Annotated in this window: 23 protein-coding genes; 14 read left to right on the forward strand and 9 right to left on the reverse strand. The window is 45.9% G+C overall.

The genetic code is table 11. From position 1 onward, the window contains the following. Window positions 1-206: 206 nt before the first annotated feature. The 4 genes from GZK95_RS01190 (at window position 207) to GZK95_RS01205 (ending at window position 4967) form a co-directional block, all read left to right on the forward strand. Window positions 207-1421, forward strand: a complete 1215-nt coding sequence (locus GZK95_RS01190; protein WP_075716308.1) for an aspartate aminotransferase family protein — start codon at window positions 207-209, stop codon at window positions 1419-1421. A 136-nt stretch (window positions 1422-1557) separates the two neighbouring features. Further along, window positions 1558-2583: an arginine N-succinyltransferase gene (astA, locus tag GZK95_RS01195; protein ID WP_075711245.1), complete on the forward strand. Its 1026-nt coding sequence runs from the start codon at window positions 1558-1560 to the stop codon at window positions 2581-2583. 28 nt (window positions 2584-2611) lie between these two features. After that, window positions 2612-4069: a succinylglutamate-semialdehyde dehydrogenase gene (gene astD / locus GZK95_RS01200; RefSeq protein ID WP_075716309.1), complete on the forward strand. Its 1458-nt coding sequence runs from the start codon at window positions 2612-2614 to the stop codon at window positions 4067-4069. A 106-nt stretch (window positions 4070-4175) separates the two neighbouring features. Then, window positions 4176-4967 (forward strand): DUF1338 domain-containing protein, encoded by a 792-nt coding sequence (locus GZK95_RS01205; protein WP_075716310.1) that lies wholly within the window; start codon window positions 4176-4178, stop codon window positions 4965-4967. A gap of 152 nt (window positions 4968-5119) precedes the next feature. Here GZK95_RS01205 and crp read toward each other — a convergent pair whose 3' ends face one another. From crp to GZK95_RS01235, 6 genes are all read right to left on the reverse strand, one after another. Beyond that, window positions 5120-5752, reverse strand: a complete 633-nt coding sequence (crp, locus tag GZK95_RS01210; protein ID WP_005597159.1) for a cAMP-activated global transcriptional regulator CRP — start codon at window positions 5750-5752, stop codon at window positions 5120-5122. 230 nt (window positions 5753-5982) lie between these two features. Next, the gene (locus GZK95_RS01215) at window positions 5983-6852 is read right to left on the reverse strand and encodes a phosphoribulokinase (RefSeq protein ID WP_075711250.1); all 870 of its coding nucleotides are present in this window, start codon (window positions 6850-6852) and stop codon (window positions 5983-5985) included. Window positions 6853-7012: 160 nt separating this feature from the next. Continuing rightward, window positions 7013-7225 carry a YheU family protein gene (locus GZK95_RS01220; protein WP_075711252.1) on the reverse strand — a complete coding sequence of 71 codons (213 nt, stop codon included), beginning with the start codon at window positions 7223-7225 and terminating at the stop codon, window positions 7013-7015. Window positions 7226-7290: 65 nt separating this feature from the next. Next, window positions 7291-8265: a hydrolase gene (locus GZK95_RS01225; protein WP_075711254.1), complete on the reverse strand. Its 975-nt coding sequence runs from the start codon at window positions 8263-8265 to the stop codon at window positions 7291-7293. Continuing rightward, complete coding sequence (locus GZK95_RS01230) at window positions 8262-8747, reverse strand: TIGR02444 family protein (protein WP_075711256.1); 486 nt, start codon at window positions 8745-8747, stop codon at window positions 8262-8264. Before GZK95_RS01230 ends, GZK95_RS01225 begins: the two co-directional genes overlap by 4 nt. Beyond that, the gene (locus GZK95_RS01235; protein WP_075711258.1) at window positions 8744-10666 is read right to left on the reverse strand and encodes an ABC transporter ATP-binding protein; all 1923 of its coding nucleotides are present in this window, start codon (window positions 10664-10666) and stop codon (window positions 8744-8746) included. Before GZK95_RS01235 ends, GZK95_RS01230 begins: the two co-directional genes overlap by 4 nt. Window positions 10667-10800: 134 nt before the next feature. On the opposite strand from GZK95_RS01235, the gene kefG reads away from it, so the two are divergent. From kefG to slyD, 4 genes are all read left to right on the forward strand, one after another. Further along, complete coding sequence (gene kefG, locus GZK95_RS01240) at window positions 10801-11427, forward strand: glutathione-regulated potassium-efflux system ancillary protein KefG (RefSeq protein WP_075716311.1); 627 nt, start codon at window positions 10801-10803, stop codon at window positions 11425-11427. Continuing rightward, window positions 11411-13207 (forward strand): glutathione-regulated potassium-efflux system protein KefB, encoded by a 1797-nt coding sequence (gene kefB, locus GZK95_RS01245; protein WP_075716312.1) that lies wholly within the window; start codon window positions 11411-11413, stop codon window positions 13205-13207. The genes kefG and kefB overlap by 17 nt, the downstream gene beginning before the upstream one ends. A gap of 72 nt (window positions 13208-13279) precedes the next feature. Beyond that, window positions 13280-13474 (forward strand): YheV family putative zinc ribbon protein, encoded by a 195-nt coding sequence (locus tag GZK95_RS01250; protein WP_075716313.1) that lies wholly within the window; start codon window positions 13280-13282, stop codon window positions 13472-13474. 88 nt (window positions 13475-13562) lie between these two features. Continuing rightward, window positions 13563-14138, forward strand: coding sequence for a peptidylprolyl isomerase (slyD, locus tag GZK95_RS01255; RefSeq protein ID WP_075711266.1), 576 nt, complete (start codon window positions 13563-13565; stop codon window positions 14136-14138). Between the two features lie 91 nt (window positions 14139-14229). Here slyD and rpe read toward each other — a convergent pair whose 3' ends face one another. Together rpe and rpiB are read right to left on the reverse strand one after the other, a co-directional pair. Further along, on the reverse strand, window positions 14230-14901 hold the full coding sequence (gene rpe, locus GZK95_RS01260) for a ribulose-phosphate 3-epimerase (protein WP_075716314.1): 672 nt from the start codon (window positions 14899-14901) through the stop codon (window positions 14230-14232). A 2-nt stretch (window positions 14902-14903) separates the two neighbouring features. Beyond that, window positions 14904-15344 carry a ribose 5-phosphate isomerase B gene (gene rpiB / locus GZK95_RS01265; protein ID WP_075716315.1) on the reverse strand — a complete coding sequence of 147 codons (441 nt, stop codon included), beginning with the start codon at window positions 15342-15344 and terminating at the stop codon, window positions 14904-14906. A 274-nt stretch (window positions 15345-15618) separates the two neighbouring features. Between rpiB and GZK95_RS01270 the strand changes: the two genes are divergently transcribed. The 6 genes from GZK95_RS01270 to motX all read left to right on the forward strand — a co-directional run bounded on the left by GZK95_RS01270 (window position 15619) and on the right by motX (window position 22810). Beyond that, window positions 15619-17013 (forward strand): sucrose-specific PTS transporter subunit IIBC, encoded by a 1395-nt coding sequence (locus GZK95_RS01270; protein WP_075716316.1) that lies wholly within the window; start codon window positions 15619-15621, stop codon window positions 17011-17013. A gap of 42 nt (window positions 17014-17055) precedes the next feature. Continuing rightward, window positions 17056-18480 carry a glycoside hydrolase family 32 protein gene (locus tag GZK95_RS01275; RefSeq protein ID WP_075716317.1) on the forward strand — a complete coding sequence of 475 codons (1425 nt, stop codon included), beginning with the start codon at window positions 17056-17058 and terminating at the stop codon, window positions 18478-18480. 45 nt (window positions 18481-18525) lie between these two features. Next, complete coding sequence (locus GZK95_RS01280; protein ID WP_225623942.1) at window positions 18526-19416, forward strand: SIS domain-containing protein; 891 nt, start codon at window positions 18526-18528, stop codon at window positions 19414-19416. Window positions 19417-19504: 88 nt separating this feature from the next. Continuing rightward, the gene (locus GZK95_RS01285) at window positions 19505-20461 is read left to right on the forward strand and encodes an isoaspartyl peptidase/L-asparaginase family protein (RefSeq protein ID WP_075716318.1); all 957 of its coding nucleotides are present in this window, start codon (window positions 19505-19507) and stop codon (window positions 20459-20461) included. Between the two features lie 166 nt (window positions 20462-20627). Further along, window positions 20628-21947 carry an adenylosuccinate synthase gene (locus GZK95_RS01290; RefSeq protein ID WP_075711270.1) on the forward strand — a complete coding sequence of 440 codons (1320 nt, stop codon included), beginning with the start codon at window positions 20628-20630 and terminating at the stop codon, window positions 21945-21947. 227 nt (window positions 21948-22174) lie between these two features. Further along, window positions 22175-22810, forward strand: coding sequence for a flagellar protein MotX (motX, locus tag GZK95_RS01295; RefSeq protein WP_075711272.1), 636 nt, complete (start codon window positions 22175-22177; stop codon window positions 22808-22810). Window positions 22811-22885: 75 nt separating this feature from the next. On the opposite strand, the gene GZK95_RS01300 is transcribed toward motX, so the two are convergent. After that, on the reverse strand, window positions 22886-24295 hold the full coding sequence (locus tag GZK95_RS01300) for an amidohydrolase (protein ID WP_075716336.1): 1410 nt from the start codon (window positions 24293-24295) through the stop codon (window positions 22886-22888). Window positions 24296-24395: the final 100 nt, after the last annotated feature.

Consider the following 24395-nt stretch of genomic DNA (forward strand, 5'->3'; position numbering starts at 1 on the left):
TTTGCTTGGGGTACTTGCGTCGGCATAAACAGCACAAAACACTATTGTAATAGTTAATTAAATGTAAATAAAATGCCGTGTCAGTGGATACGTAACACAAAAAATTGTTTCTATACTTATAACCGAGGATCTCGGGTTACTTGGATATAGTTGATTGTAAGGATACATAACCTGCATTGGCATGCGGTATCGAGAGGGAATGTGCGATGGCGGTAGAAATAAATGTACAACGCGAGCTGTTTGATGAGGTGATGGTGCCTTGTTACAGCCCGATGGAAATGATTCCTGTCAAAGGTGAGGGCTCACGAGTCTGGGATCAAGACGGAAACGAATATATCGATTTTGCTGGTGGTATTGCGGTAAGTTGCTTAGGCCATTGTCATCCAGTCATGGTTAAAGCGTTAACCGAGCAGGGCCAGAAACTTTGGCATCTGAGTAACGTTATGACCAATGAGCCAGCATTGCGCTTGGCAAAGAAACTGACACAACTCTGTTTTGCCGACAAAGTCTTTTTTGCTAACTCAGGAGCAGAAGCTAACGAAGCGGCTTTAAAACTCGCTCGTCGATACGCTGCCGATACCTATGGACCAGAGAAGTCTGAGATTATCGCCTTTAAGCAAGGTTTTCATGGGCGTACTTTCTTTACGGTCACGGTGGGGGGACAAGCCGCTTACTCCGATGGTTTTGGCCCCAAACCCGGCGATATTACTCATTTAGAGTACAACGACGTTGAAGCATTGCGAGCTCATATTTCCGATCGCACCTGTGCAATTATGATGGAACCATTACAAGGGGAAGGTGGGATTATTTCCCCGACGGATGAGTTCATCCAAACGGTGCGAGAGCTCTGTGATAAGCATAATGCGTTGTTGATATTTGATGAAGTTCAGACGGGTAATGGACGCACAGGCGATTTTTATGCGTATCAAGGCTTGGGAATTACTCCTGACATTCTCAGTACCGCCAAATCACTGGGGGGCGGTTTTCCTATTGGCGCGATGCTAACAACAGATGAGCTTGCCCAGCACATGAAGGTGGGCACGCATGGCTCAACGTATGGTGGTAATCCATTAGCATGTGCGGTGGCGGAAGCGGTTGTTGACGTGATTAGTGACCCTCAAACGTTAGCAGGCGTCAAAGAGCGTGAAGCGCTTTTCCGCGATGGTTTGGAGAAAATCAACGCTAAGTACCAAATATTTAGTGAGATTCGTGGTAAAGGTTTACTACTTGGCGCTGCACTCAATCAAGAATGGCAAGGTCGAGCTCGTGACATTTTACTAGCGGCAGGAAAAGAAGGATTAATGGTACTTGTCGCAGGGGCAAATGTTGTACGTTTTGCACCATCGTTAGTGATTAGCCAACAAGAAATCGCCCAAGGTCTAGAAAAGTTGGATAACGCACTGGCGACATTAACAAGATAATTAAAACATCACACAAGGTGAAGCGTCAGCTTTGCCTTGTTGTACTTGCACTTGAAAACATCTTTGGTGAGCAGAAGGCGGCAGTTTTCAGCCAGCTCAAACATGGTGCAGGTATCAGTATCAGGAGGGAATTTCGATGCTGGTTGTTCGTCCTATCTCTATGTCTGATTACGATTCATTGCATACTTGTGCGGTTGAATCTGGTCATGGTTTTACTTCTCTTCCGGTTAATCAAGAGCTGTTGACTAACCGCATTACCCATTCCGAGTACAGTTTCTCGAAATCGAATGTCACAGAGCCCGGGGATGAAGGGTATCTGATGGTTGGTTTCGATAGTGATAGCGGCGAGGTGGCGGGTTGCACCGGTATCGAAGCATCGATTGGTTGGGACGTGCCGTTTTACTCCTATCACATCAGTACCATCGTTCACTCATCACCGAAATTGGGTGTCAACAATGTGGTGAAGTTACTGACGTTTGGTAATAACTACACGGGCTGTAGTGAAATCTGCACGCTATTCCTACGCGAGAAATTCCGAGGCGGGTTGAATGGGCGCCTGATGTCTAAGTGTCGCTTTTTAATGATGGCAGAGCATCCTCACCGCTTCTCTAAAACGGTGTTTGCTGAAATGCGTGGTGTCTCTGACCAAGAAGGAAACTCGCCATTTTGGCAATGGCTACAGGAAAACTTCTTTAGCATTGATTTTACTATGGCGGACTATCTTACTGGGATTGGTAAGAAAGGTTTTATCGCAGACCTAATGCCTAAGTTGCCTATCTACATCAATTTACTAAGTAAAGAAGCGCAAGAGGTGATTGGACAGGTGCACGAAAACACCAAACCAGCGCTTAGCCTACTCGAAAATGAAGGTTTTACTTGTCGAAATTACGTCGATATTTTCGATGGCGGGCCGACGGTAGAGTGTGATCTTCGCAATATAGAGTCAGTACGTCATTCATTTCGAGCGAAGGTCGCGATAAGTGAGCACACCAGCAATAAAGACTACCTGATCAGCAATACCTCATTCGAGCAGTTCAGAGCCGTCGCAGCAAAAGCGGCTTATGATCAAGCCACAGAGTCTGTGATTTTAGCTCCAGAGGTCGCCGAAGCATTGCAGGTTGAGCACGGCGAGTATGTGCGCATGTTGGTGCAACAACGTTAATCGGATCGCTATCAAAGGAAGGTTTCACATGACACAGTGGATTGCGGGTCAATGGGTTGAAGGTTTAGGTGCGGCGATAGAATCGATTACGCCGTACAGTGGTGAGGTGGTTTGGCAAAGTCATTGTGCGACGAAACCACAAGTGGAAGAGGCGGTTTTAGCCGCTCGCAGCGCCTTTCTTTCGTGGAAAAAACAGAGCTTTGCTGAGCGTGAAGCGATCATTTTGCGCTTTGCAGATCTTGTGAAAGCGAACAGTGAACAACTCGCTGAGGTGATAGCCAAAGAAACGGGCAAGCCTTTGTGGGAGACGCGAACGGAAGCAGCGGCAGTGGCGGGAAAAATCGCGCTGTCGATTCGCGCCTATCATCAACGTACCGGAGAGTCTCAGCGCGAGGTGGCGGGTAATCAAGTTGTGCTCCGTCACCGACCATTGGGTGTTCTTGCCGTGTTCGGTCCATATAACTTTCCTGCTCACTTGCCAAATGGTCACATTGTGCCAGCGCTACTTGCTGGTAATACGGTGGTTTTTAAACCTTCTGAGCAAACGCCATGGACTGGTGAGATAGTCATGAAATTGTGGCAAAGAGCAGGTTTGCCTAATGGGGTTATTAACTTAGTGCAAGGCGCAAAAGAGACTGGGATTGCACTGGCTGAGTCAAAAGGCATTGATGGGCTTTTGTTTACGGGCAGTGCGAATACAGGGCAGTTACTGCATCGTCAATTTGCGGGTCAGCCAGAGAAAATGCTGGCGTTAGAGATGGGTGGCAATAATCCGATGGTGATTTCAGAACACTACGGAGAGCTGGATGCAACAGTCTATACCATTATTCAATCAGCGTTTATCAGCGCGGGGCAGCGTTGTACCTGCGCGCGTCGACTCTATGTTCCCTTTGGGGATAAAGGTGATCAACTTCTTGTCAGGTTGGTAGAGGCGACTTATCAGATTAAAGTGGATCAGCCTTTTGCAGAACCCGCGCCATTTATGGGCCCCCAAATTAGTCAAGTTGCCGCACAAGCGATCATCACTGCGCAAAAAGCGCTTCAATCATTAGGTGGCGAAAGCTTAATAGAGGCAAAAGTAGCGAAGGCGGCTTTTGTGACTCCGGGGATTATTGATGTCACCGCTATTGAACAGTTGCCGGATGAAGAATACTTCGGTCCTTTACTACAAGTGGTTCGTTATCAAGGTCTTGAGCAAGCAGTCGCGCTAGCCAACGAGACACGCTTTGGGCTATCTGCAGGATTAGTCTCGACTGAAGATCGCGAGTGGGACTATTTTGTTGAGCATATTCGAGCAGGTATCGTGAACCGAAATCGTCAGTTAACAGGGGCGAGTGGAGATGCGCCTTTTGGGGGACCAGGAGCTTCAGGTAACTTACGCCCCAGTGCATTTTACGCCGCTGATTACTGCGCTTATCCCATGGCATCAATGGAAGGTGCCCAAACCTTGCTACCGGAAACGCTGACACCGGGTATAACAATGTAAAAAGCATAGCTAGGTCACACAGGATAATACCTTGGTGACCTCGTTCTTGCACTAGACTATCAGTAACAACAAAGAAACATCCCCTACACAGAGACAAGGAGGCGTTATGACGCCAGATAGGTTGTTCCAGTTGCTTTGGGAGGATTACACCTCGCGCCTTTGTCCTTCTGCGGGCAACGTCCACAAGTTACTGCAAGAAGATGAGCCACTAATCAATGACCATATTGCCCTGCGCACCTTTAATTTACCGCCAGTGACAATGGAGGTATTGGCTCAACCATTTTTAGCTCTCGGTTATCAAGAAGCGGGAGACTATCTATTTGAAGCGAAAAAATTGGTCGCTAAACATTACCAACACTCAGACCCAAACTTACCGAAAGTATTTATTAGTCAGTTAAAAGTAGAGGAGTGTTCGACTGAGTTGCAGGCGATAGTGCAACAGTTGGTCTCGCAAGTAGACCGAGAGGAGACACAAAGCGTTGAGTTTTTGTATTCCGGGCGACCTTGGCCGTTGACTCATGAACAATATCAACAGCTTGCGCAGGAAAGTGAATATGCAGCTTGGTTAGCGGCACATGGTTATGGCGCTAATCACTTTACGGTGAGCGTGAATCAACTCAATCAGTTTGAGCAAGTACAGCAGGTGAATGATTACCTCAAAGCCTCGGGTTTTGTGATTAATCAATCTGGTGGTGAAGTCAAAGGGTCTCCTCAACTCTTACTTGAGCAATCTTCTACCATGGCAGACAAGGTGCAAGTTGACTTTGATGATGGTGTTGCGCTGATCCCCGGTGGTTTTTATGAATTTGCCAAACGCTACCCAATGAGCAATGGAGAGCTATATTCAGGTTTTGTCGCCGCTTCAGCCGATAAGATCTTTGAGAGTACCAACTCATAAACGAAGGGACTTCGTTTGAGAATAGAGAATAGAGAATAGAGAATAGAGAGGGGGGGGCGTCTCGGCTCTACAATCTCGTTTCTCAACTCTCAAGTAAAGAAAAAGCCACCCGAAGGTGGCTTTAGCAATTTTACTCGTTCAATTCGTGTGAATTAGCGAGTGCCGTACACAACGATAGTCTTACCGTGAGCAGAGATTAGGTTCTGCTCTTCAAGCATCTTCAAGATACGACCAACGGTTTCACGTGAGCAACCCACGATTTGACCGATTTCTTGGCGAGTGATCTTGATTTGCATGCCGTCTGGGTGCGTCATCGCGTCAGGTTGCTTCGCTAGGTTAAGTAGCGTTTGAGCGATACGACCAGTTACATCTAGGAATGCTAGGTCACCTACTTTTTGGCTAGTCACTTGTAGACGACGAGCCATCTGAGAAGACAGACGCATAAGAATGTCTGGGTTTACTTGAATCAGTTGACGGAATTTCTTAAATGAAATTTCAGCCACTTCACAAGGAGACTTAGCACGAACCCAAGCGGTACGCTCTTGGTCTTCTTCAAATAGACCAAGCTCCCCGATGAAATCACCTTGGTTTAGGTAAGAAAGGATCATTTCCTTACCTTCTTCGTCCTTGATAAGAACCGCAACTGAGCCTTTAACGATGTAGTACAACGTTTCTGCTTTTTCGCCCGCATGAATTAGCGTGCTTTTTGATGGGTACTTATGAATATGACAGTGTGAAAGGAACCACTCTAATGTTGGATCGGTTTGAGGTTTACCTAGAACCATAATATCTCACTTCCTCTGCAGGGTACGCTTGCGCTTTCCATGTCCAAAATCGGGATAACTAGGATAAGAGCACTTTCTCAGTGCTGCAAGCTATCTTGTGTTTCGGTTTCAAATAGTATCCTTTTTCTAGAATGATTTCTTGATTTTAATAGGGTACTCGCTGCTATTTTATAAGTGAAAACGTGCACATGATCACGGTATGAAAAGTAATCGTGTTCTAACGCTGTTATTTAGCCAATTTTGCCCGTTTCAATTAGCTGCTGAAGAATCGGTCTGACGATCAGTTCCATGGCAAAACTCATTTTTCCGCCAGGTACGACTAGGGTATTGTGGCGAGACATAAATGAGCCATCAATCATAGCGAGCAGGTATGGGTAATCGACATTTTTGAACCCTCGTAGACGAATCACCACAAAGCTCTCATCCAAACTTGGGATGCCTTTGGCATCCAGTGGGTTGGATGTGTCGACGGTAGGCACACGTTGGAAGTTGATATGGGTACGTGAAAACTGCGGCGTTATGTAATTGAGGTAGTCATCCATTGAGCGAACGATAGAGTCCATTACCGCTTCACGTGAGTGGCCGCGATCTCGCGTATCGCGAACAAATTTCTGAATCCACTCTAGGTTAACAATGGGAACCATGCCAATCAGAAAATCAACATGATGGGCAACATTAACATCCCCATCGACGACACCGCCGTGTAAGCCTTCATAAAACAAGACGTCGCTATTTTCAGGAAGCTCCTGCCATGGGGTAAAGGTGCCCGGCATCTGATTGTAAGGGACGGCTTCGTCAAATGTATGCAGATAACGACGGACCTTACCGCTGCCGTCTTCACCGTATTGGCGGAAAAACTCGGCTAATGCGGGGAAGTCATTCGCTTGAGGGCCAAAATAGCTAATGTGGCGCCCTTGCTCACGAGCCTTGCGGATTTCTACGTCCATCTCTGGACGAGTGAAACGGTGGAAGCTATCTCCTTCAACCCAAGCAGGTTTTATGTCCATCATATTGAACATTTTGCGAAAAGCTTCTGATGTCGTCGTTGTACCTGCACCAGATGAACCAGTGACAGCGATAATTGGATGTTTTGCTGACATGACAAACCCTGTCTAAAACTCACGTTCCTGTTAATGTTGGCTAAGTGACAATAGACATGCTTAGTCACTTAGCTTTTACAGCAATATAACATGCTTTAACTTTTAAACTAAAAAATTATACTTTGCGTCGCCTATGGTTAGGTTATTAAAGATGCCTGATTTAGAACTTGTTTCTCAGTTGAATATCAACCGTTTCGTGTAACTCTGAAAAGACAATGACCGCTTCTCCTGAAGCGAGTTGAGCTTTAACTTGTTCAACTTTATCAGCCACGGATACTTCGATATCGCCATAATCCGTTCCTTCACGAAGGACAAATTCACGAATTAGATTATCGAGTGTTTCTGGAGCAATATCTTGCCAAGGGACAATCATAAATACCTCTTAATTTTATGATTACGGTGCTATCCCCAACACTTGTCGTTGCATTGGGGACGGCACTATGCCGTTTTTAATGGTTGATAGTAAGCGGGTAACATCTCTTCAAGCCAGAATCTCGGTTTTAATAACGACCCGGTGACAAAGCCGACGTGACCTCCTTGGTCGAGCAGGCGATAGTCGATGTTGTCAGGTAGGACGAAATGCGGAATGACGGCGTCAGTCATAAACGGATCGTCTTTAGCATGAATGATTTGCGTAGGCAGTTTGATTTGCTGAAGACGATGAATGCCTGAGCAGCGTTGATAGTAATCATCCGCATCTTTAAAACCATGCAGGGGAGCGGTGATAAGATCATCAAAATCGTACAACTTGGTCACGCGCTTTATGCATTGATACGTTAAGCCAAGCTCGCCTTTGAGCAACTGATGTTTGCGCAATGCATTTCGCTTAAGTGAGCGGAGTAAATAGGTTTTGTATAGTTTGGAGAAGCCCTGCTCAATACGGCTAGAACAGGCCGATAAATCAAGCGGAGCGGAAACGATAGATGCCGCATCGATGAGAGGCTCGTCTGCGTATTCCGCTAAGTAGTTTGCCAACATGTTCCCACCAAGTGAAATGCCCACTGCAACCTTGGTAGTATTGGTAAATTGTTGATTAAGATGCTCTAAGAAAAAGCGCGCGTCTTCGACTTCCCCTGAGTGGTAGGCTCGTGGTAGGCGGTTGGGTTTTCCGCTACAACCGCGAAAGTGCATCATCACAGAGAGCCAACCTTGCTTGGCGAACGCTGCCATCAAGCCATTGGCATAAGGACTGTAGAAGCAGCCTTCTAAACCATGAAACAAGACAAACAGCGGCTTGTCTCGCGCTTCTTTACTGTTAGGGTCTTCGCTCCAAGCGATATCAATAAAATCGCCATCTGGCGTATCAAGGGTTTGCCAAATAGGTTCAAACAGCGCTTTCTTACGAATAAAACGTGGCGCTAGGGTTTGCAAATGGGGGTTGGTAATGCCCGAGGCAGCAATAAATTTTGTCATAGCGTTTCAGTTGCGTTATCCGAAAAAGGTTGTGAAAAAACGGAGTACAAATGCTCTCCATCCAACTGACGACAATAACGAAGGGTTAGGGGCTCATCATCGGCATTGAGTAATGTCAGCCCATTAATGCAATCAACTAAGTCAGACTGTTGTTGCTTTTCTAGTTGTAATTCAAATTGCAGCGCCTCCCGATACAAGGTGTCGGGTAGGCTGCGTTTGCATTTTCTGCGTAATTCACGAAAGCTACTGAGCAGAATTTCAGAACGGCTCAAGCACTCTTCTACTTGAGCCCAATCTTGCGCGGCAATGGTTGCACCTTGCTCGTCCAACCATTTTAGCAGTAAGAGTAAGTTCACATTACCATGGTAGTGGTTTTGTAAGGATAAGCACGCCTCTTTCACTTCTCGCACACTGTAATATTGCAAGCTAAATTGCCATAGGCGTTCTAAGGTAAGTGAAAGATGTACGCGCTCGATACTCATTGACTGCTGAACTCCTGTTCCATCTGCTCTAGCTCTTCTTGGAGAGCCATCCATTCCATTTCGACGTCTTCTAACTCGGTTTTGCTGGAGGCTTGTATCGCGAGAACTTGATTAAGTTTAGCCTTATTTTCGGCTTCATACAGTGAGTTGTCCGCTAATTGTTCTTCAGCCTCGGCGAGTTTCTGACCTAACTTATCCATTTTATCTTCAAGTTTTGTCAGGTTTTTGCGAATCGGCGCGGTTAATTTGCGAAACTCTGCTTCACGTCGCTTTTGATCTTTTTTCGCCGCAGCGCTATTGGCGCTGTTCTTTTCTGGTTGCTCAGCTTGCGCTTCTCGACGGTCAGCTTTTTGCTGCTCTGTCAGCCACTTGTAGTAATCATTTAAGTCGCCATCAAATGGAGCGACTTGGCGATCGTGGACTAAGTAAAGATCGTCTGTGGTTGCGCGCAATAGGTATCTATCGTGCGAGACGATCACCATTGCCCCTTCAAAGGTTTGTAACGCCATGGTTAGCGCTTGGCGCATATCCAAATCAAGGTGGTTGGTTGGCTCATCGAGTAGCAACAAGTTAGGCTTTTGCCACACAATCAGCGCTAACACTAAGCGGGCTTTCTCGCCCCCGGAGAATGGTGCGACTTTCTCTAGTGCTTTATCCCCTTGGAAGCCAAAACTGCCTAAGTAATCGCGCAATTGCTGCTCGGTATGCTTAGGTGCGATTTGCATCATATGCTGCAATGGTGTTTCTTCAGGGTGCAGAGTTTCTAGTTGATGCTGAGCAAAGTAACCGATCTTCACGCCTTGTGAGTATGTCAGTTCTCCACTTTGTGGTTTGTGCTCGCCAGAGAGAAGCTTAATTAGCGTCGATTTACCTGCACCGTTGCGACCCAGTAGGCCAATACGACTACCCGGAACTAAGTTGAGACGGATTTTCTCTAAAATTAGGTTGTCGCCGTATCCCGCAGATGCTTCATCCATCATTATGATTGGGTTTGGTAACGCTTCTGGCTCGCGGAATTCAAAACTAAATGGGTTATCAAATTGCGCAGGGAGTACTTTCTCCATGCGTTCTAGCGCTTTGATGCGGCTTTGTGCTTGGCGCGCTTTCGATGCTTTGTAGCGGAAGCGGTCAATGTAACTTTGCATGTGTGCCATATGCTTTTGCTGCTTGGCGTACATTGCTTGTTGTAGGATCAGCTTTTGCGCACGTTGATCTTCAAATGAAGAGTAGTTACCGGTGTACTCATTCAAGCGTTGGTTTTCGACATGAACGATGCGCCCAACAATAGGGTCGAGGAAATCACGGTCGTGTGAGATAAGGATCAGCGTACCTGGGTAGTTTTGCAACCAGCGTTCTAGCCACATAACTGCATCCAGATCTAAGTGGTTAGTCGGTTCATCGAGTAACAGTAGATCAGAACGACAGAGCAGGGCTTGAGCTAAGTTTAAGCGCATGCGCCAACCACCAGAAAACTGGGTTAAGTTCCAGCTCATTTGCGGTTGGGTAAAGCCTAGACCATCAAGCAGTTCTGCCGCACGAGCTCGAATGCTATAGCCACCAATGGTTTCAATTTTGCCATGTAACTCCGCCACTAATGTACCGTTATCAGCTTGTTCAGCATCGACGAGTTGCTGCTCCAAAGCACGGTATTCACGGTCACCATCAATGACATACTCAAGGGCGGTACGATCAAGCGCAGGGGTTTCTTGAGCAACCCATGCCATCTCCCAATGGGCAGGTTTGCTAAAATTACCAGCATCAATAGAAAGTTCATCTTTGATCAAAGCAAAGAGGGTGGATTTACCACACCCGTTTTTGCCGACCAAGCCGACTTTATCGCCAGGATGGATAGTTGCAGATGCGTTGTCTAACAGGGGCTTGCCACCACGTAGCAATTGAATATCAGAGAAGGTAATCATAGCGTTCTGTTTTTTCTTTAATCGTTTCCGCACGCATAGTAGGAGGATTGGTAGAAAAAGTCGATCATTGCGTTATCTCTCTCAACCGCGTATAACAAAATGATAACGAAAATAAAAGGAATGCTGTACAAGGAATGGATTTATCAGCAACAGCTCAAGCTAAAGTATTAATCATTTACGCACATCCAGAGCCACAAACTTCGGTTGCCAACCAAGTCATGATCAATAAAGTGACTTCTCTGGAACACGTAACCGTGCGTGATATCTACGCCCTCTATCCCGACTTTTTTATTGATGTTAACGCTGAGCACGATGCATTGCTTGAGCATGACGTGATTGTTTTTCACCATCCGATGTACCTTTATTCATGCCCGGCATTGCTAAAAGAGTGGCTGGACCGCGTATTGGGCAAAAAAGGGTTTGCTTATGGAGAGGGGAGTGCCCTGCAAGGTAAATATTGGCGTAGTGTGATTACCACTGGCGGTAAAGAAGATGCCTTTGGTGAATACGGATACAACAAATACCCTCTTGAACAGATCTTACAGCCATTTGAGCTTACCGCAGCGCTATGTCGCATGCATTGGATTGAACCTTTTGTTCTCTATTGGGCGCGCAATGTTGCGGACTCTGAGCGTGAAATGCATGCAGAGCGTTATTATCAATGGCTAGCTGCTCCGTTGGTCGGCGTCAATGTGATTCGTGGAGAGGTGGTGAATCCACAACAAAGCGCAGTAGGAGGTCATAATGGCATTAGAAAGTGACTTTCTGCAAAGTAGTGCGATTTTTTTAACTGCTGCGGTTGTGGCAGTGCCATTGGCGCAACGGTTAGGGCTTGGCTCTGTACTTGGTTATCTGCTCGCGGGGGTGGCGATTGGCCCTTGGGGGCTTGGCTTGATTCGCGATGTTGATGCCATTCTCCATTTCGCCGAATTTGGCGTGGTCTTACTGCTATTCTTGATTGGCTTAGAACTCAATCCGAAAAAATTGTGGCAACTGCGTGGCCCGATATTAGGCTTGGGGGGGGCTCAGGTCGCACTCACTACTGCATTTATTGCCAGTGTCATCAATGTAATGGGGCTAAGTTGGCAGGTCAGCTTAACTATCGGCATGGGCTTGGCACTCTCCTCTACAGCGATTGCTCTACGCGTGATTGAAGAACAAGGACTTACTGGTAGTGAAACCGGACAGTCGGGGTTTGCGGTGCTGTTGTTTCAAGATATCGCAGTCATTCCTATGCTGGCGATGCTGCCGTTATTAGCAGGCAACACAACAGGCAACTGGCAAGATGGTTTATGGATGCTGGGTGGCGTGCTTGGTCTGCTGGTAGGCGGACATTTCTTGTTGAGCCCACTTTTCCGTTATGTGGTTGCCAGTGGGGTTCGAGAGCTCTTTACGGTCGCTGCACTGTTGTTGGTGATTGGCATTGCTTTGATTATGAAGCAGCTTGGGCTATCGATGGCGCTTGGGGCGTTTTTAGCTGGCGTACTGCTGGCTGAGAGCGAGTATCGGCATGAGTTAGAAATTGCCATTGAGCCGTTTAAGGGATTACTGCTTGGGTTGTTCTTTATTGCGGTTGGCATGGCGGTAAACCTTGGACTGCTTGCACTCCATCCTTGGACCATTTTATTGAGTGTGTTAGCTCTGATCACCGTCAAAGCTTTTCTGTTATATGCACTGGCGAGAGCCGCGGGAAGTCGAGCGAAATCTCGCAGCCGTATTGCTGCTATTCTCAGTCAAGGGGGCGAATTTGCGTTTGTAATTTTCACCGCAGCACAAAGCCAAAATTTGCTCACTGCCGAACAAACTGCGTTTTTGTTGGTGGTTGTGAGTTTGTCGATGGTGACGACGCCCTTGCTTTTGATGGGGCAAGAGAGATGGTATGCACTCAAACTTAATGCGGGTGATGACGGGGCGATCAGTAGCGATATTGTTGATAACCAACCACGAGTCATTATTGCCGGTTTCGGGCGATTTGGTCAGATTGTTGGTCGCTTGCTCTATGCCAACAAAATTAAGCTGACCATTTTAGAAAGTGATGCAAGTCAGATTAAGCTGTTGCGAAAGTATGGATATAAAGTCTTTTATGGCGATGCGACACAACTTGATCTTCTGCGGGCTGCTGGGGCAAGTAAAGCAGAGGCAATTATTCTGTGTACAGACTCTCCCGATGAAATCATGCAAATAGTCGATTTATGTAAGCAGCATTTTCCTCAACTAAAGATCTTAGCTCGCGCGCGCAGCCGAGTGGAAGCGTACCAATTGCTCAGTCATGGCGTGGACAAATACTCACGGGAAACGTTTTTGGGGGCGTTGGATCTCGGTAAGTTAGCGCTGATCGAGTTGGGCATGCATCCATATCAGGCTCAGCGCGCAGAATCTCATTTTAGAAAGTTGGATAATGCCATGCTCAAAGAGCTGTTACCCCAACATAATGAAGATAGGCAGTTAGCGCAAAGAGCAAAAGAGGCCCGCAAAGAGCTGGAAGAGATTTTTGGGCGTGAGATGGAAAATGATCAGCAGACGAAAAACTTCTGGGAATAACTTGAGTTTGAGCTCAACAACCGAGGTGTGGTCGCAGGTTATGTTGGACATTGATGAAGTAAAGAGTATCAAATGAAGAAACGATTTATCGCAGGAGCGAGTTGCCCTAAGTGCCAGCAACAAGACACATTACGCTGGTGGATTGAAAACAATATCGAGCTAGTAGAATGCGTTGATTGTGACTATCACGACCAGAGAAAACCGAAATCAGTAGAGGAAACGACTCGTGCTGATGAAAATATGATCGGCATTTTTAGGCCCGATTGATTGTGTTTCTCAATTTCATCCCCATAATACGCAGGGTAATGTTTTATTTCCCACAGTGATGGGATGCCAATAATGCCTTGGAGCAATTATGAAAATTGAAAAGAACGTAGTCGTAAGCCTAGCGTACCAAGTAAAACTAGAAGATGGCGCAGTTGTTGACCAATCAACAGTTGAAGCTCCACTAGATTACTTACACGGTAATAACAACCTGATTTCTGGCCTAGAAAAAGCGCTAGAAGGTAAAGAAGCTGGCGACAAGTTCGAAGTAACAGTGGCACCAGAAGAAGCTTACGGTGAGCACAGCGATGAGCTAGTTCAACGCGTTCCTGCAAACGTGTTCCACGGTGTTGACCAAGTTGAAGTTGGTATGCGCTTCCTAGCGGATACTGATCAAGGTCCAATTCCTGTAGAAGTGACTGAAGTTGACGGCGATGAAGTTGTTGTTGATGGTAACCACATGCTAGCAGGTCAAACTCTAACGTTTGAAGTTGAAGTTGTTGCACTACGTGAAGCGACTGCGGAAGAGATCGAACACGGTCACATCCACCAAGGTGGCGGTTGCTGTGGTGGTCACGATCACGACCACGAAGGCGGTTGCTGCGGTGGCGAGGAGAAAGGCGACGATCACGAATGCTGCGGTGGCGGCGGTTGCGGTTCTCACTAATCGCACTTTTTTGCTTAAAGCAGAATAAAAAGAAGCGCAGCCAGTTGGCTGCGCTTTTTACTTTCAGGCTTAGAGTCGTTGCTAGTGGGGGTTAAGCTGCAACAGGTTCGACAGTCAAACGACGGAGATCTTGCATTGTCTCTTGGTAACTTTTTTCTTTGCCAAAAAGTCCTGCAGTTCCCAGAATAAAGTATTCCACTTTCTCGCCGAGACGCTCGATCACTTCAGGGCTGATCGCCCCATCAATGGCAATCTTAGTATTGGTTCCTTGGCGTTCAATCATATCAATTATACGGTCAATTCGGTTGTAAGCATTTGGGATAAAAGCTTGTCCAGCAAAACCAGGGTTTACTGACATGACTAAAATGACGTCTGTCACATCCAGCACATCTTCAATCGCGCTAAGTGGTGTACCTGGGTTAATCGCCAAGCCGGATTTGATGCCTTTTGCTTGGATATTACCTAATGTACGGTGCAGATGCGGTGGTGCCTCCGCATGGATATACATTAACTTTGGCCCTAACGCGGCAAACAGATCGATAAATTGATCGGGATTCGACAACATAAGGTGTACATCGTAATCGATGTTCGTCAGTTCGCGGATTGCTTTGATATCTTCAGGACCCAAAGCGAAGTTTGGTACGAAGTGACCATCCATAACATCGATATGCAGCATATCGACATTAGCCTTTTCAAGTTCTTTGAGCTCTGATGCCAATTTGGAGAAATCGACACACATCATTGAAGGACAAAATTTAGACATTTTTACACCTCTTCAATAGCTGCAATTTGATCAATTCGGTTCTGATGGCGACCGCCTTCAAACTCAGCATCCAGCCAACTATCAATAATCATCTTGGCAAGCTCAATTCCTACCACTCGTGAGCCAAACGCAAGAATATTGGTGTTGTTGTGTTGCTTAGAAAGCTGCGCAGTGTAAGGGTCGCTGCAGACTACTGCACGAATACCTTTCACTTTGTTCGCTGCAAGTGAGATACCAACGCCGGTACCACAAATTAGCAAACCTAGGTCAGCATGTTGGTTTTGCACGGCTTGCGCGACGGCTAAACCGTATTGTGGGTAGTCTGTTCGTTCAGAAGAATGGGCACCAAAATCTTCTATTTCGATCCCTTTTTCTTGTAAGTGTTTGATAACAAGATCTTTGTGTTCAATACCTACATGGTCACAACCAATCGCAATTTTCATAATCTGTTGTCTCTAATCAATATAACCTGAATGAATTGCCTAAAAGTTTACAAATAAATTCACGAAAGTAAATATAGTAAAAATCGGAATATCTGCAAATTAATCATAAGTAATTGAAATTAATAAATTAAAAAGTTAACAAAAAAGTTTACGAAAATAAAAAGTTCACGATATTTTTAAAAGTGTGATCTTGAACCGTGCTCAAATAACGAAATATTGATAGCTTAAATAGCAGCTAACACATCTATAAAATAACGTGCTACGGGTTCTAAATATGTCATACGCAATGATTGCTGAAGAGCTAGTCGGCTCTCTTGGTGGAAAAGAGAATATAGTGTCAGTCGCGCACTGTGCGACACGTCTACGTGTCATGGTGGCTGACGAAGAAAAAATCGATAAACAACGCATTGAAGATACCGACAAAGTTAAAGGTGCATTCTTTAACAGTGGTCAATATCAGATAATTTTTGGTACGGGTACGGTTAACCGCGTATTTGAAGCGTTTGAAAGTTTAGATCTTTCAATGTCGAGTAAGTCAGAAATGAAAGAGGCTTCGGCGAAACAAGGTACGGCAATGCAACGTGCAATTCGCACATTTAGTGACGTCTTTGTTCCACTGATTCCAGCGTTAGTTGCAACTGGTTTGTTTATGGGTCTACGCGGCCTAGTGACACGCCCTGAAGTACTTGCGTTGTTTGGTCTTACGCCTGAGTCTATTTCACCAAACTTTATCCTCTACACTCAAATTCTTACAGACACGGCGTTTATCTTCCTACCTGCAATGGTTGCTTGGTCAGCCAGCCGAGTATTTGGAGGCACTCCGTTGATTGGTCTCGTGTTGGGGCTGATGTTGGTTTCGCCAGCTCTACCGAATGCATGGGCTGTGGGTTTTGGTGATGCGCAACCACTATTGTTCTTTGGTTTTATCCCTGTGGTTGGTTACCAAGGTTCAGTGATTCCTGCCTTTATTGCTGGTTTCTTAAGTGCCAAACTTGAACGTCGTATTCGTTCTGTCATGCCAGAAGCATTTGATTTGGTGATGACCCCTTTCCTAACTCTGCTGATCATGAGCGCTGTTGCTCTATTAGCAGTTGGCCCTCTGTTCCACGTTGTGGAAGTGGCGATGGTTGATGCGACCAAGTATCTGCTTGATCTACCATTTGGTTTAAGTGGTCTGTTTATTGGTTTCGTTTGGGACTTGATTGTAATTACGGGTGTTCACCATGTATTCAACCTGCTTGAAATCCAACTATTAGCCAATGAAGGCAGTAACGTATTTAATGCCCTGATCACTGGCGCGATTTCTGCGCAAGGTGCAGCGTGTTTAGCGGTAGGCATGAAAACCAAGAGCAAAAAGCTTAAAGCGCTTTGCTTCCCGTCAACGGTATCGGCTTTCCTCGGTATTATTGAACCTGCAATTTTTGGTGTGAACCTACGTTACTACCGCCCATTTATCTTTGCGCTTATTGGCGGTGCTCTAGGTGGCTTTACGGCACAAATCTTAGGACTGGCAGCAAGTGGTATGGCGGTAACTGTAATCCCAGGCACCTTGTTATACCTAGATGGTCAGTTGATGTCTTACTTCCTTGTTCATGCGGTGAGCTGCAGCGTGGCATTCGCGCTGACTTACACCATGGGCTTCTCAGACAAAATGCTGAACGATAAGTAACGCTTAAACATGCCCCCTCTTAGCAGGGGGCTTGGAGATCAGATGAAACATACTCATTCACTTGCTGACCAACGCTACATCAATGAAGTTTTAGCTCTTGCGCTTAACCAAGCGAATCAAGCTCAAGATCCTTATCGTCCAGTTTGGCACTTTGCCCCTCTATTCGGCTTATTAAACGACCCAAATGGATTGGCTCACTTTAATGGTGAGTATCATCTCTTTTATCAATGGAACCCAAAAGCTTGTGCTCATGGTGCAAAAGCATGGGGACACGCAACCAGCAAAGATCTGTTCACATGGCAACACCAGCCTTTAGCTTTAGCGCCCACGCAAGACTACGAAACGCATGGTTGCTACTCAGGTTCTGGTTTGATTGTTGATGATACGCTTGAACTTTTTTATACCGGCAATGTGAAGTTTGCTGAGGGTGGACGAACGGCTTATCAGTGTCGAGCGTCATTAGAAGCGGGTAAACAGGTAGAAAAAAAGGGTATCGTGTTGTCTTTACCTGATGGTTACAGCGGGCACGTACGCGATCCTAAAGTATGGGTACATCAAGAACGTTACTACATGGTTTTGGGAGCGGAAGATCTTAATTACCAAGGGAAAGTACTGGCTTTTGTTTCTGATGACTTAGAAAACTGGCATTGGTTAGGAGAAGTTTTTGGTGATGGGTTGAATGGGTATCATTGCGACGATTTTATGTTGGAATGTCCAGATCTTTTCCCCCTTGAGAATCGTCATGTATTAATCACGTGCCCAAAAAACTGGTTAGAGCGTGATGGTAAGAAAGTGGAAACTTTTGATGTGACTTATCACATTGGTGATTTTGATTATCAAACTGCGGCATTTAATCATCAAGATGGTGTGTTGATGGATCATGGCTTTGACTTTTATGCGCCACAGACATTTGCTGATCAAGATGGTCGCCGTATTTTGTTTGGTTGGATGGGCAAGCCGGATGAATACGAAGCGTACCAACCAAGTATCCAACATGGTTGGGTTCACCAAATGACTTGTCCACGGGAGCTTACTCTCGTTAATGGTCGTCTAAAACAGAACCCTGTTATGGAACTCACTCACATGCGCCAGCATCAACAGGTATTTAAAGGGCTATCTACTTGCTTCGATGGCCTATCTGGTGAGCTGCAATTGCATAACCTACAAAACGAAGAGTTGCTGATTGAGATCGCCGAAGACCTAAGAATCGAAGTGGATTCAAAAGGTCTGCGTACCGTGCGTCGAAACTTAAAAAATCATCAATGGCAAGTCATTGAATGGCCGGGACGCGTCAACTCATTGCAACTGTTGCGTGACCACTCAAGCCTAGAAGTGTTTATCAATGAAGGTGAAGCAGTCGCGACCTCTCGTTTCTTTGGCAAAGGTTTTGGAGCCAAGGCTGACAAAGGCTTCAAACTCAGTAGTAAACATGAACTATCGGCAATTTATTGGCAATTAGTCAAATAACATCCCGCTGCCTTCGGGCAGCTTCATGACGAACACGTGGAGCCTATGTATAATAAAGCGATTGCCTCACAAGGAATGATACTGTCGGTGGATATTAATCAAGTAATTCCCAACATTCGAATGCGACTGCCATCACTAACTCGTACTGAGCAGTCTATTGCAGAGAGTTTTCTTAAACCGCATTTTTTGAACCGCTCAGTTTCGATCAATGAAGTGGCAGAGCGCTTAGGCGTATCCACGGCTTTAGTTGTAAAAGTATCGAAAAAACTGGGTTTTAGTGGTTTCAAGCAGTTAAAAGATGCACTAAATGCTCATCATGACTCAGACACCTATGCTCCGAGTGAGCAGTTGCAGCTCGATGATTCTTGTGAGCAAATAGTCACCAAAGTGCTAAAAAACTCAATTAATGCACTACAAGAGATTCTCAATTTTGTTGATGCCAATATGGTAAGTGCGGCAGCGGATGCGATTATTCGCGCGCACCACATTGAACTGTATGCGGTGGGAGGCTCGACGATTATCTGTGAAGATTTTCAACATAAATTATTGCGCTTTGGTATTCGGTCTAATGTGCCAAAAGATCGTCATTTAATGTTAATGTCAGCCAGCGTTTTGACCGACAAAGATGTGGTGTTAGTTGTATCTCATTCTGGACAAACCGTCGATTTAATGGACGCGGTGCGCTTAGCAAAACAGTCGGGAGCGACCGTTATTTCAATAACCAATAACTACCATGCGGAGTTATCTCAGTTATCAAATTACCCATTGTATGCCCCGGCATCACCGGAACCGTTATTGGGTAAAAATGGCATTGCAAGGTTGGTTAAGTTGGCAATGATTGACAGCCTCTACGCCACTATTGCTAGCAAGATTCCGCAAGTGGTGGAGGACAATCTTGAGAAAACTACCCAAGCGGTGGCTTTACTGCATCGTTAGCCTCTATTCAACGAGAGCCAAATAGGCTCTCGTTTTTTATGCCATTCAAGTAGACTAAGCGCTTAAGTACAGAATAAGAGCGTCAGTTATGCCTTCATCTTTATCTCATCATCACACACCATTCGCGATTGCCATACATGGTGGCGCAGGTACGATTTTACCCGAGCATATGAGTGCTGAGTTACAAGCGGTAATCGAGCAAGATTTGTCTAATGCTGTTAACGCAGGGCACACTGTTTTAGCTCAAGGCGGTTTGGCGGTGGATGCAGTCGCCGCAGCGGTTAAAGTGCTTGAGGATTCGCCCCACTTTAACGCGGGTAAAGGTTCTGTATTAACTCATAAAGAGATGGTGGAGATGGATGCCTGTATCATGGATGGAAGTGATAGCGCTGCTGGTGCCGTTGCTTGCGTTCGTCATATCAAAAATCCAATTTCGCTAGCTTATGATGTGATGCGTCATAGTTCCCATGTTTTGTTAATTGGCGATGGCGCAGAAGAGTTCGCCTTTGAACGTGGCTATGACTTTACTGAGCAAGATTATTTCTTTACCGATCGTCGCTATGACCAATTAATGGCAATCAAAGAGCAAGGTGGTGTCGCTTTGTCGGAAGCCACATATCCCGATGATCACAAACACGGCACGGTTGGTGCGGTTGCGCTGGATAAGCATGGCAACTTAGCAGCCGCGACCAGTACTGGTGGGATTACCAACAAAAAGTATGGTCGGGTGGGAGATTCCCCCATTGTTGGTGCAGGGACGTTTGCCGAAAATGGCAACGTGGCACTCTCAGCGACGGGGGTGGGCGAATATTTCTTGCGTAAAGCGGTGACCGCTGATATTGCGGCTCGTATGCGTTACCTAAAAGAGGATGTCGCGACTGCTTGTCAAAGTATCATCCAAGGCGAGCTTAAACATATCGGTGGTGAAGGTGGTGTGATTGCCGTTGATGCGCAAGGTCGAGTGCATTTTGAGCTTAACTCGAGCGGAATGTATCGCGCGAGTATGGATAGTCGTGGTGCGCTTGAAGTGAAAATTTATGCGTAAATTTGCTTAAATTGACCATCCTTGAAGTAAGTGTTTGACGGGCGTTTGCCTTGTATTTTGAGCCTTCGCCTGCTCACAAGATCAAATCAGTATGATTAAAAAATGACTGCAAGAACGAGGATTCAGTGCTAGAATCCTTTTTTAACTAGCAATCAGACTTGGAAAGATGGGAAATAACGTAGTCGTTCTAGGCACCCAATGGGGTGACGAAGGTAAAGGTAAAATCGTAGACCTTTTAACTGAAGATGCAAAATACGTGGTGCGCTACCAAGGCGGTCACAATGCAGGTCACACACTTGTAATTGACGGTGAAAAAACCGTTCTTCACTTAATTCCATCAGGTATCCTTCGCGATAACGTAAAATGCGTTATCGGTAACGGTGTAGTTCTATCACCTGAAGCCCTAATTAAAGAAATGAAGCCTCTTGAAGAACGTGGTATTCCAGTTCGTGAGCGTCTTTTCATTTCTGAAGCATGTCCACTAATTCTTCCTTACCACGTAGCGCTAGACCAAGCGCGTGAAATTGCACGTGGTAAAAAGGCGATTGGTACTACGGGTCGTGGTATCGGTCCAGCATACGAAGATAAAGTTGCTCGTCGCGGTCTACGCGTTGGCGACCTATTCGATATGGAAGCATTTGCTGAGAAACTAAAAGAAGTGATGGAATACCATAACTTCGCACTAGTGAACTACTACAAAGCAGAAGCAGTAAGCTACGAAGAAGTACTTGAGCAAGCGAAAGGCTTTGCTGAGTTGCTAACTTCTATGGTTATCGATGTAACTGACGAGCTAGACGCAGCTCGCAAACGTGGTGACAAAATCATGTTTGAAGGTGCTCAAGGCACACTACTAGACATCGACCACGGTACTTACCCATATGTAACTTCTTCTAACACGACTGCTGGTGGTGTTGCGGCAGGTTCAGGTTTTGGTCCTCGTCACTTAGGTTACATTCTAGGTATCGCGAAAGCATACTGTACTCGCGTTGGTGCAGGTCCATTCCCAACTGAACTATACGATGGTCTAGACAAGCAAGATCCAGTAGGTAAACACCTAGGTACTGTTGGTCACGAGTTTGGCGCAACAACAGGTCGTCTACGTCGTACTGGTTGGTTCGATGCTGTTGCGATGCGTCGCGCAATCCAAATCAACTCAGTAACTGGTTTCTGTCTAACTAAACTAGACGTACTAGATGGTCTTGAAGAGCTAAAAATCTGTACTGGTTACAAAATGGCTGATGGCTCGGTACTAGAAGTATCACCAATGGCTGCTGATGCTTACGAAAACGTAACGCCAATCTACGAAACAATGCCAGGTTGGTCTGAGAACACCGTTGGTGCTAAATCTCTAGACGCACTACCTCAAGCCGCTCTTGATTACATTAAGCGTATTGAAGAACTAACAGGCGTGCCAGTAGACATTATCTCTACAGGTCCAGACCGTAACGAAACAATTATCAAGGTTCACCCTTTCGAATCTAAGTAATTTGTTTACGCAGTTTGATAAAGCCGGCTTTCGAGCCGGTTTTTTTATACCTGTTGTCGATGCCTTTAGCGGCAAGGCTTGCTGGATTTTTACTCGTTTTGTGGCAAACTATTGCCAACTCGCGGCAAATTTTAGCTAAAGACTTAGCAGCCTTTGCCGATAAAGTTATCGAGACTCACCCTGCCTGTAAGACGGGGTAGGCATCGAATTCAACAAAGAGTGCAGGTATGAAGCTACGAACAGTGGCAGCTTCGTTGATATTGACGCTTAGCGCGACCTTCAGTTACGCCAATGTGGCTGACGTTGGTGCGCCAGTGCCCATTTATTCCGAAGCTGAACTTATTAAACTGATCGAACAGAATAAACATTTAGAGCGCGTTAAGGCCGATAACTGCCAGTTGGTAGAAGATATTGTTGCACGTGCGACTCGCATTAACCTACCGGCATACGAGTTTTTGTATGGCGATATGTTGGCGTGGGGTGTGTGCGTCGATCAAGATGTCGAGCTAGGGCTTTACTATATGGAAAACGCTGCGCACCAAGGATTGCCAACGGCTCTTGAGCAACTTGGGCGTTATTACTCGCGTGGTACATTGGTTCAGCAAGATAAAGAACGTGCGATTCCTTATTTGCGCGAAGCCGCTGCAATGGGGAACTTAAATGCCCGCATTCATTTAGCAGAACTGCTATTACGTGATTATGGTAGCCCACTCGATTACGAAGATGCCTATCGCTGGTTATATAACTCGGTGACAGCCGATCAGCGCCAACACAAACGAATTTCCCGCTTGAGGCATGGCCTTGAGCTGCGTATGCCAGAGAATATTATTGCCCGCGCTAAGCGCCGTGACACCTTCTGGTAACCCGCTATTTTGACAACCTGTACTCATAAAAATGCCCAGCGATTGCTGGGCATTTTTGTTATCAGCAGAGAGTGATTATTGCACTACTTCACCTGATGCAATAACGGTTTCACGTACCACTTCTGTAAACTCTAGTGCTTCCTTACGGATTTCATCTTCGTCCACGGTTAGGATGTTGCGATCTTGCATGATCAACTGACCGTCAACGATAGAGTGGCGAACATTGGCTGAGTTAGCTGAGTACACCAGTGCCGAGTATGGGTTGTAAACCGGAACCATGTTTGGCGCTTTCGTATCGATAACGATGATGTCAGCCAATTTACCGGCTTCAAGAGAGCCGATCTTGTCTTCCATGTGTAGTGCTTTTGCCGCGCCCATGGTTGCCATATCAATTACTTTGATTGGCGGCATTGCTGCGCGGTCTTTGTTGACGAGTTTGTGCACTTTTGCCACTTGGTTGAACTCATCAATCGTGCTTAGCGTGTTACCTGACATTGGGCCGTCAGTGCCTAGACCAATACGTACGTTTTCGTCGTACATTTGTAGGGCAGGCGAGACGCCTTTAGCTGATTTGATGTTAGCACTCATGTTGTGTGCCACACCCATGTCAGACTTTTTCACTAGTTCGATATCTTTGTCGTCAACCAAAATCATGTGTGCGCCAACCAGGTTTTTGTTGAGTGCGCCAATGCTTTCCATGTATTGCACGGGTGACAAACCATTTGAACGCTCAGCAATCACTTGTTGTTCACGGTCAGATTCCGCTAGGTGCATCATTACTGGTACGTCTTTCTCTAGCGAAAGTTTCGCCACTTTTTGCAGGATCTCTGTGGTGTTAGTGTATGGACCGTGAGGTGCAAACGCTGGTGTGATACGTGGGTGATCTTTGTATTCTTCAATAAACTTAAGCGTGTAATCGATACCCGCTTCAGCGTTTTTCGCTGATGCTACTGGGAATTTGATGATGGTTTCACCCAAGATTGCACGCATACCAATCTTATCAACAGTTTTCGCCACTTCGTCTTCGAAGTAGTACATGTCTGCGTAAGTGGTGACACCCCCTTTTAGCATTTCAACGTTACCTAGGTTAGCGCCGATACGAACCATATCGCGTGATACAAGCTTCGCTTCTAATGGGAAGATGTAACGGTGCAGGCGATCTGGCACGTCGTCCGCAAGTGAGCGGAATACAGTCATTGAAACGTGAGTGTGAGTATTGATAAGGCCTGGCATTACGATGTCGCCATCAACATCCAGCACTTTATCGGCTTTGTACTGTTTCTCAAGTGACTCATCGCCAACCGCGATGATCTTGTTATCCTTCACTACAACAGTACCGTTTTCATATACGGCCTTGTCTTGGTTCATGGTTAGAACCATTGCGTCGGTGATCATTAGATCCACTTTTTCTGCCGCAGTCGATACTGCTGAGAAAAGACCTAAGCTTGCTATGGCGGTGGCTAATAAAGTGCGTTTCATAGTTATCACTAAACCTATAAAGGGAGGGGATAGGAAATTGGCGCAGAATATGGCAACAAGGTTGTGTTTTTGCAAACGTTTGCTTTATAAATTGCGATGAAGTGTG

The organism is Vibrio panuliri (genome assembly GCF_009938205.1).
Lineage (GTDB): Bacteria > Pseudomonadota > Gammaproteobacteria > Enterobacterales > Vibrionaceae > Vibrio > Vibrio panuliri.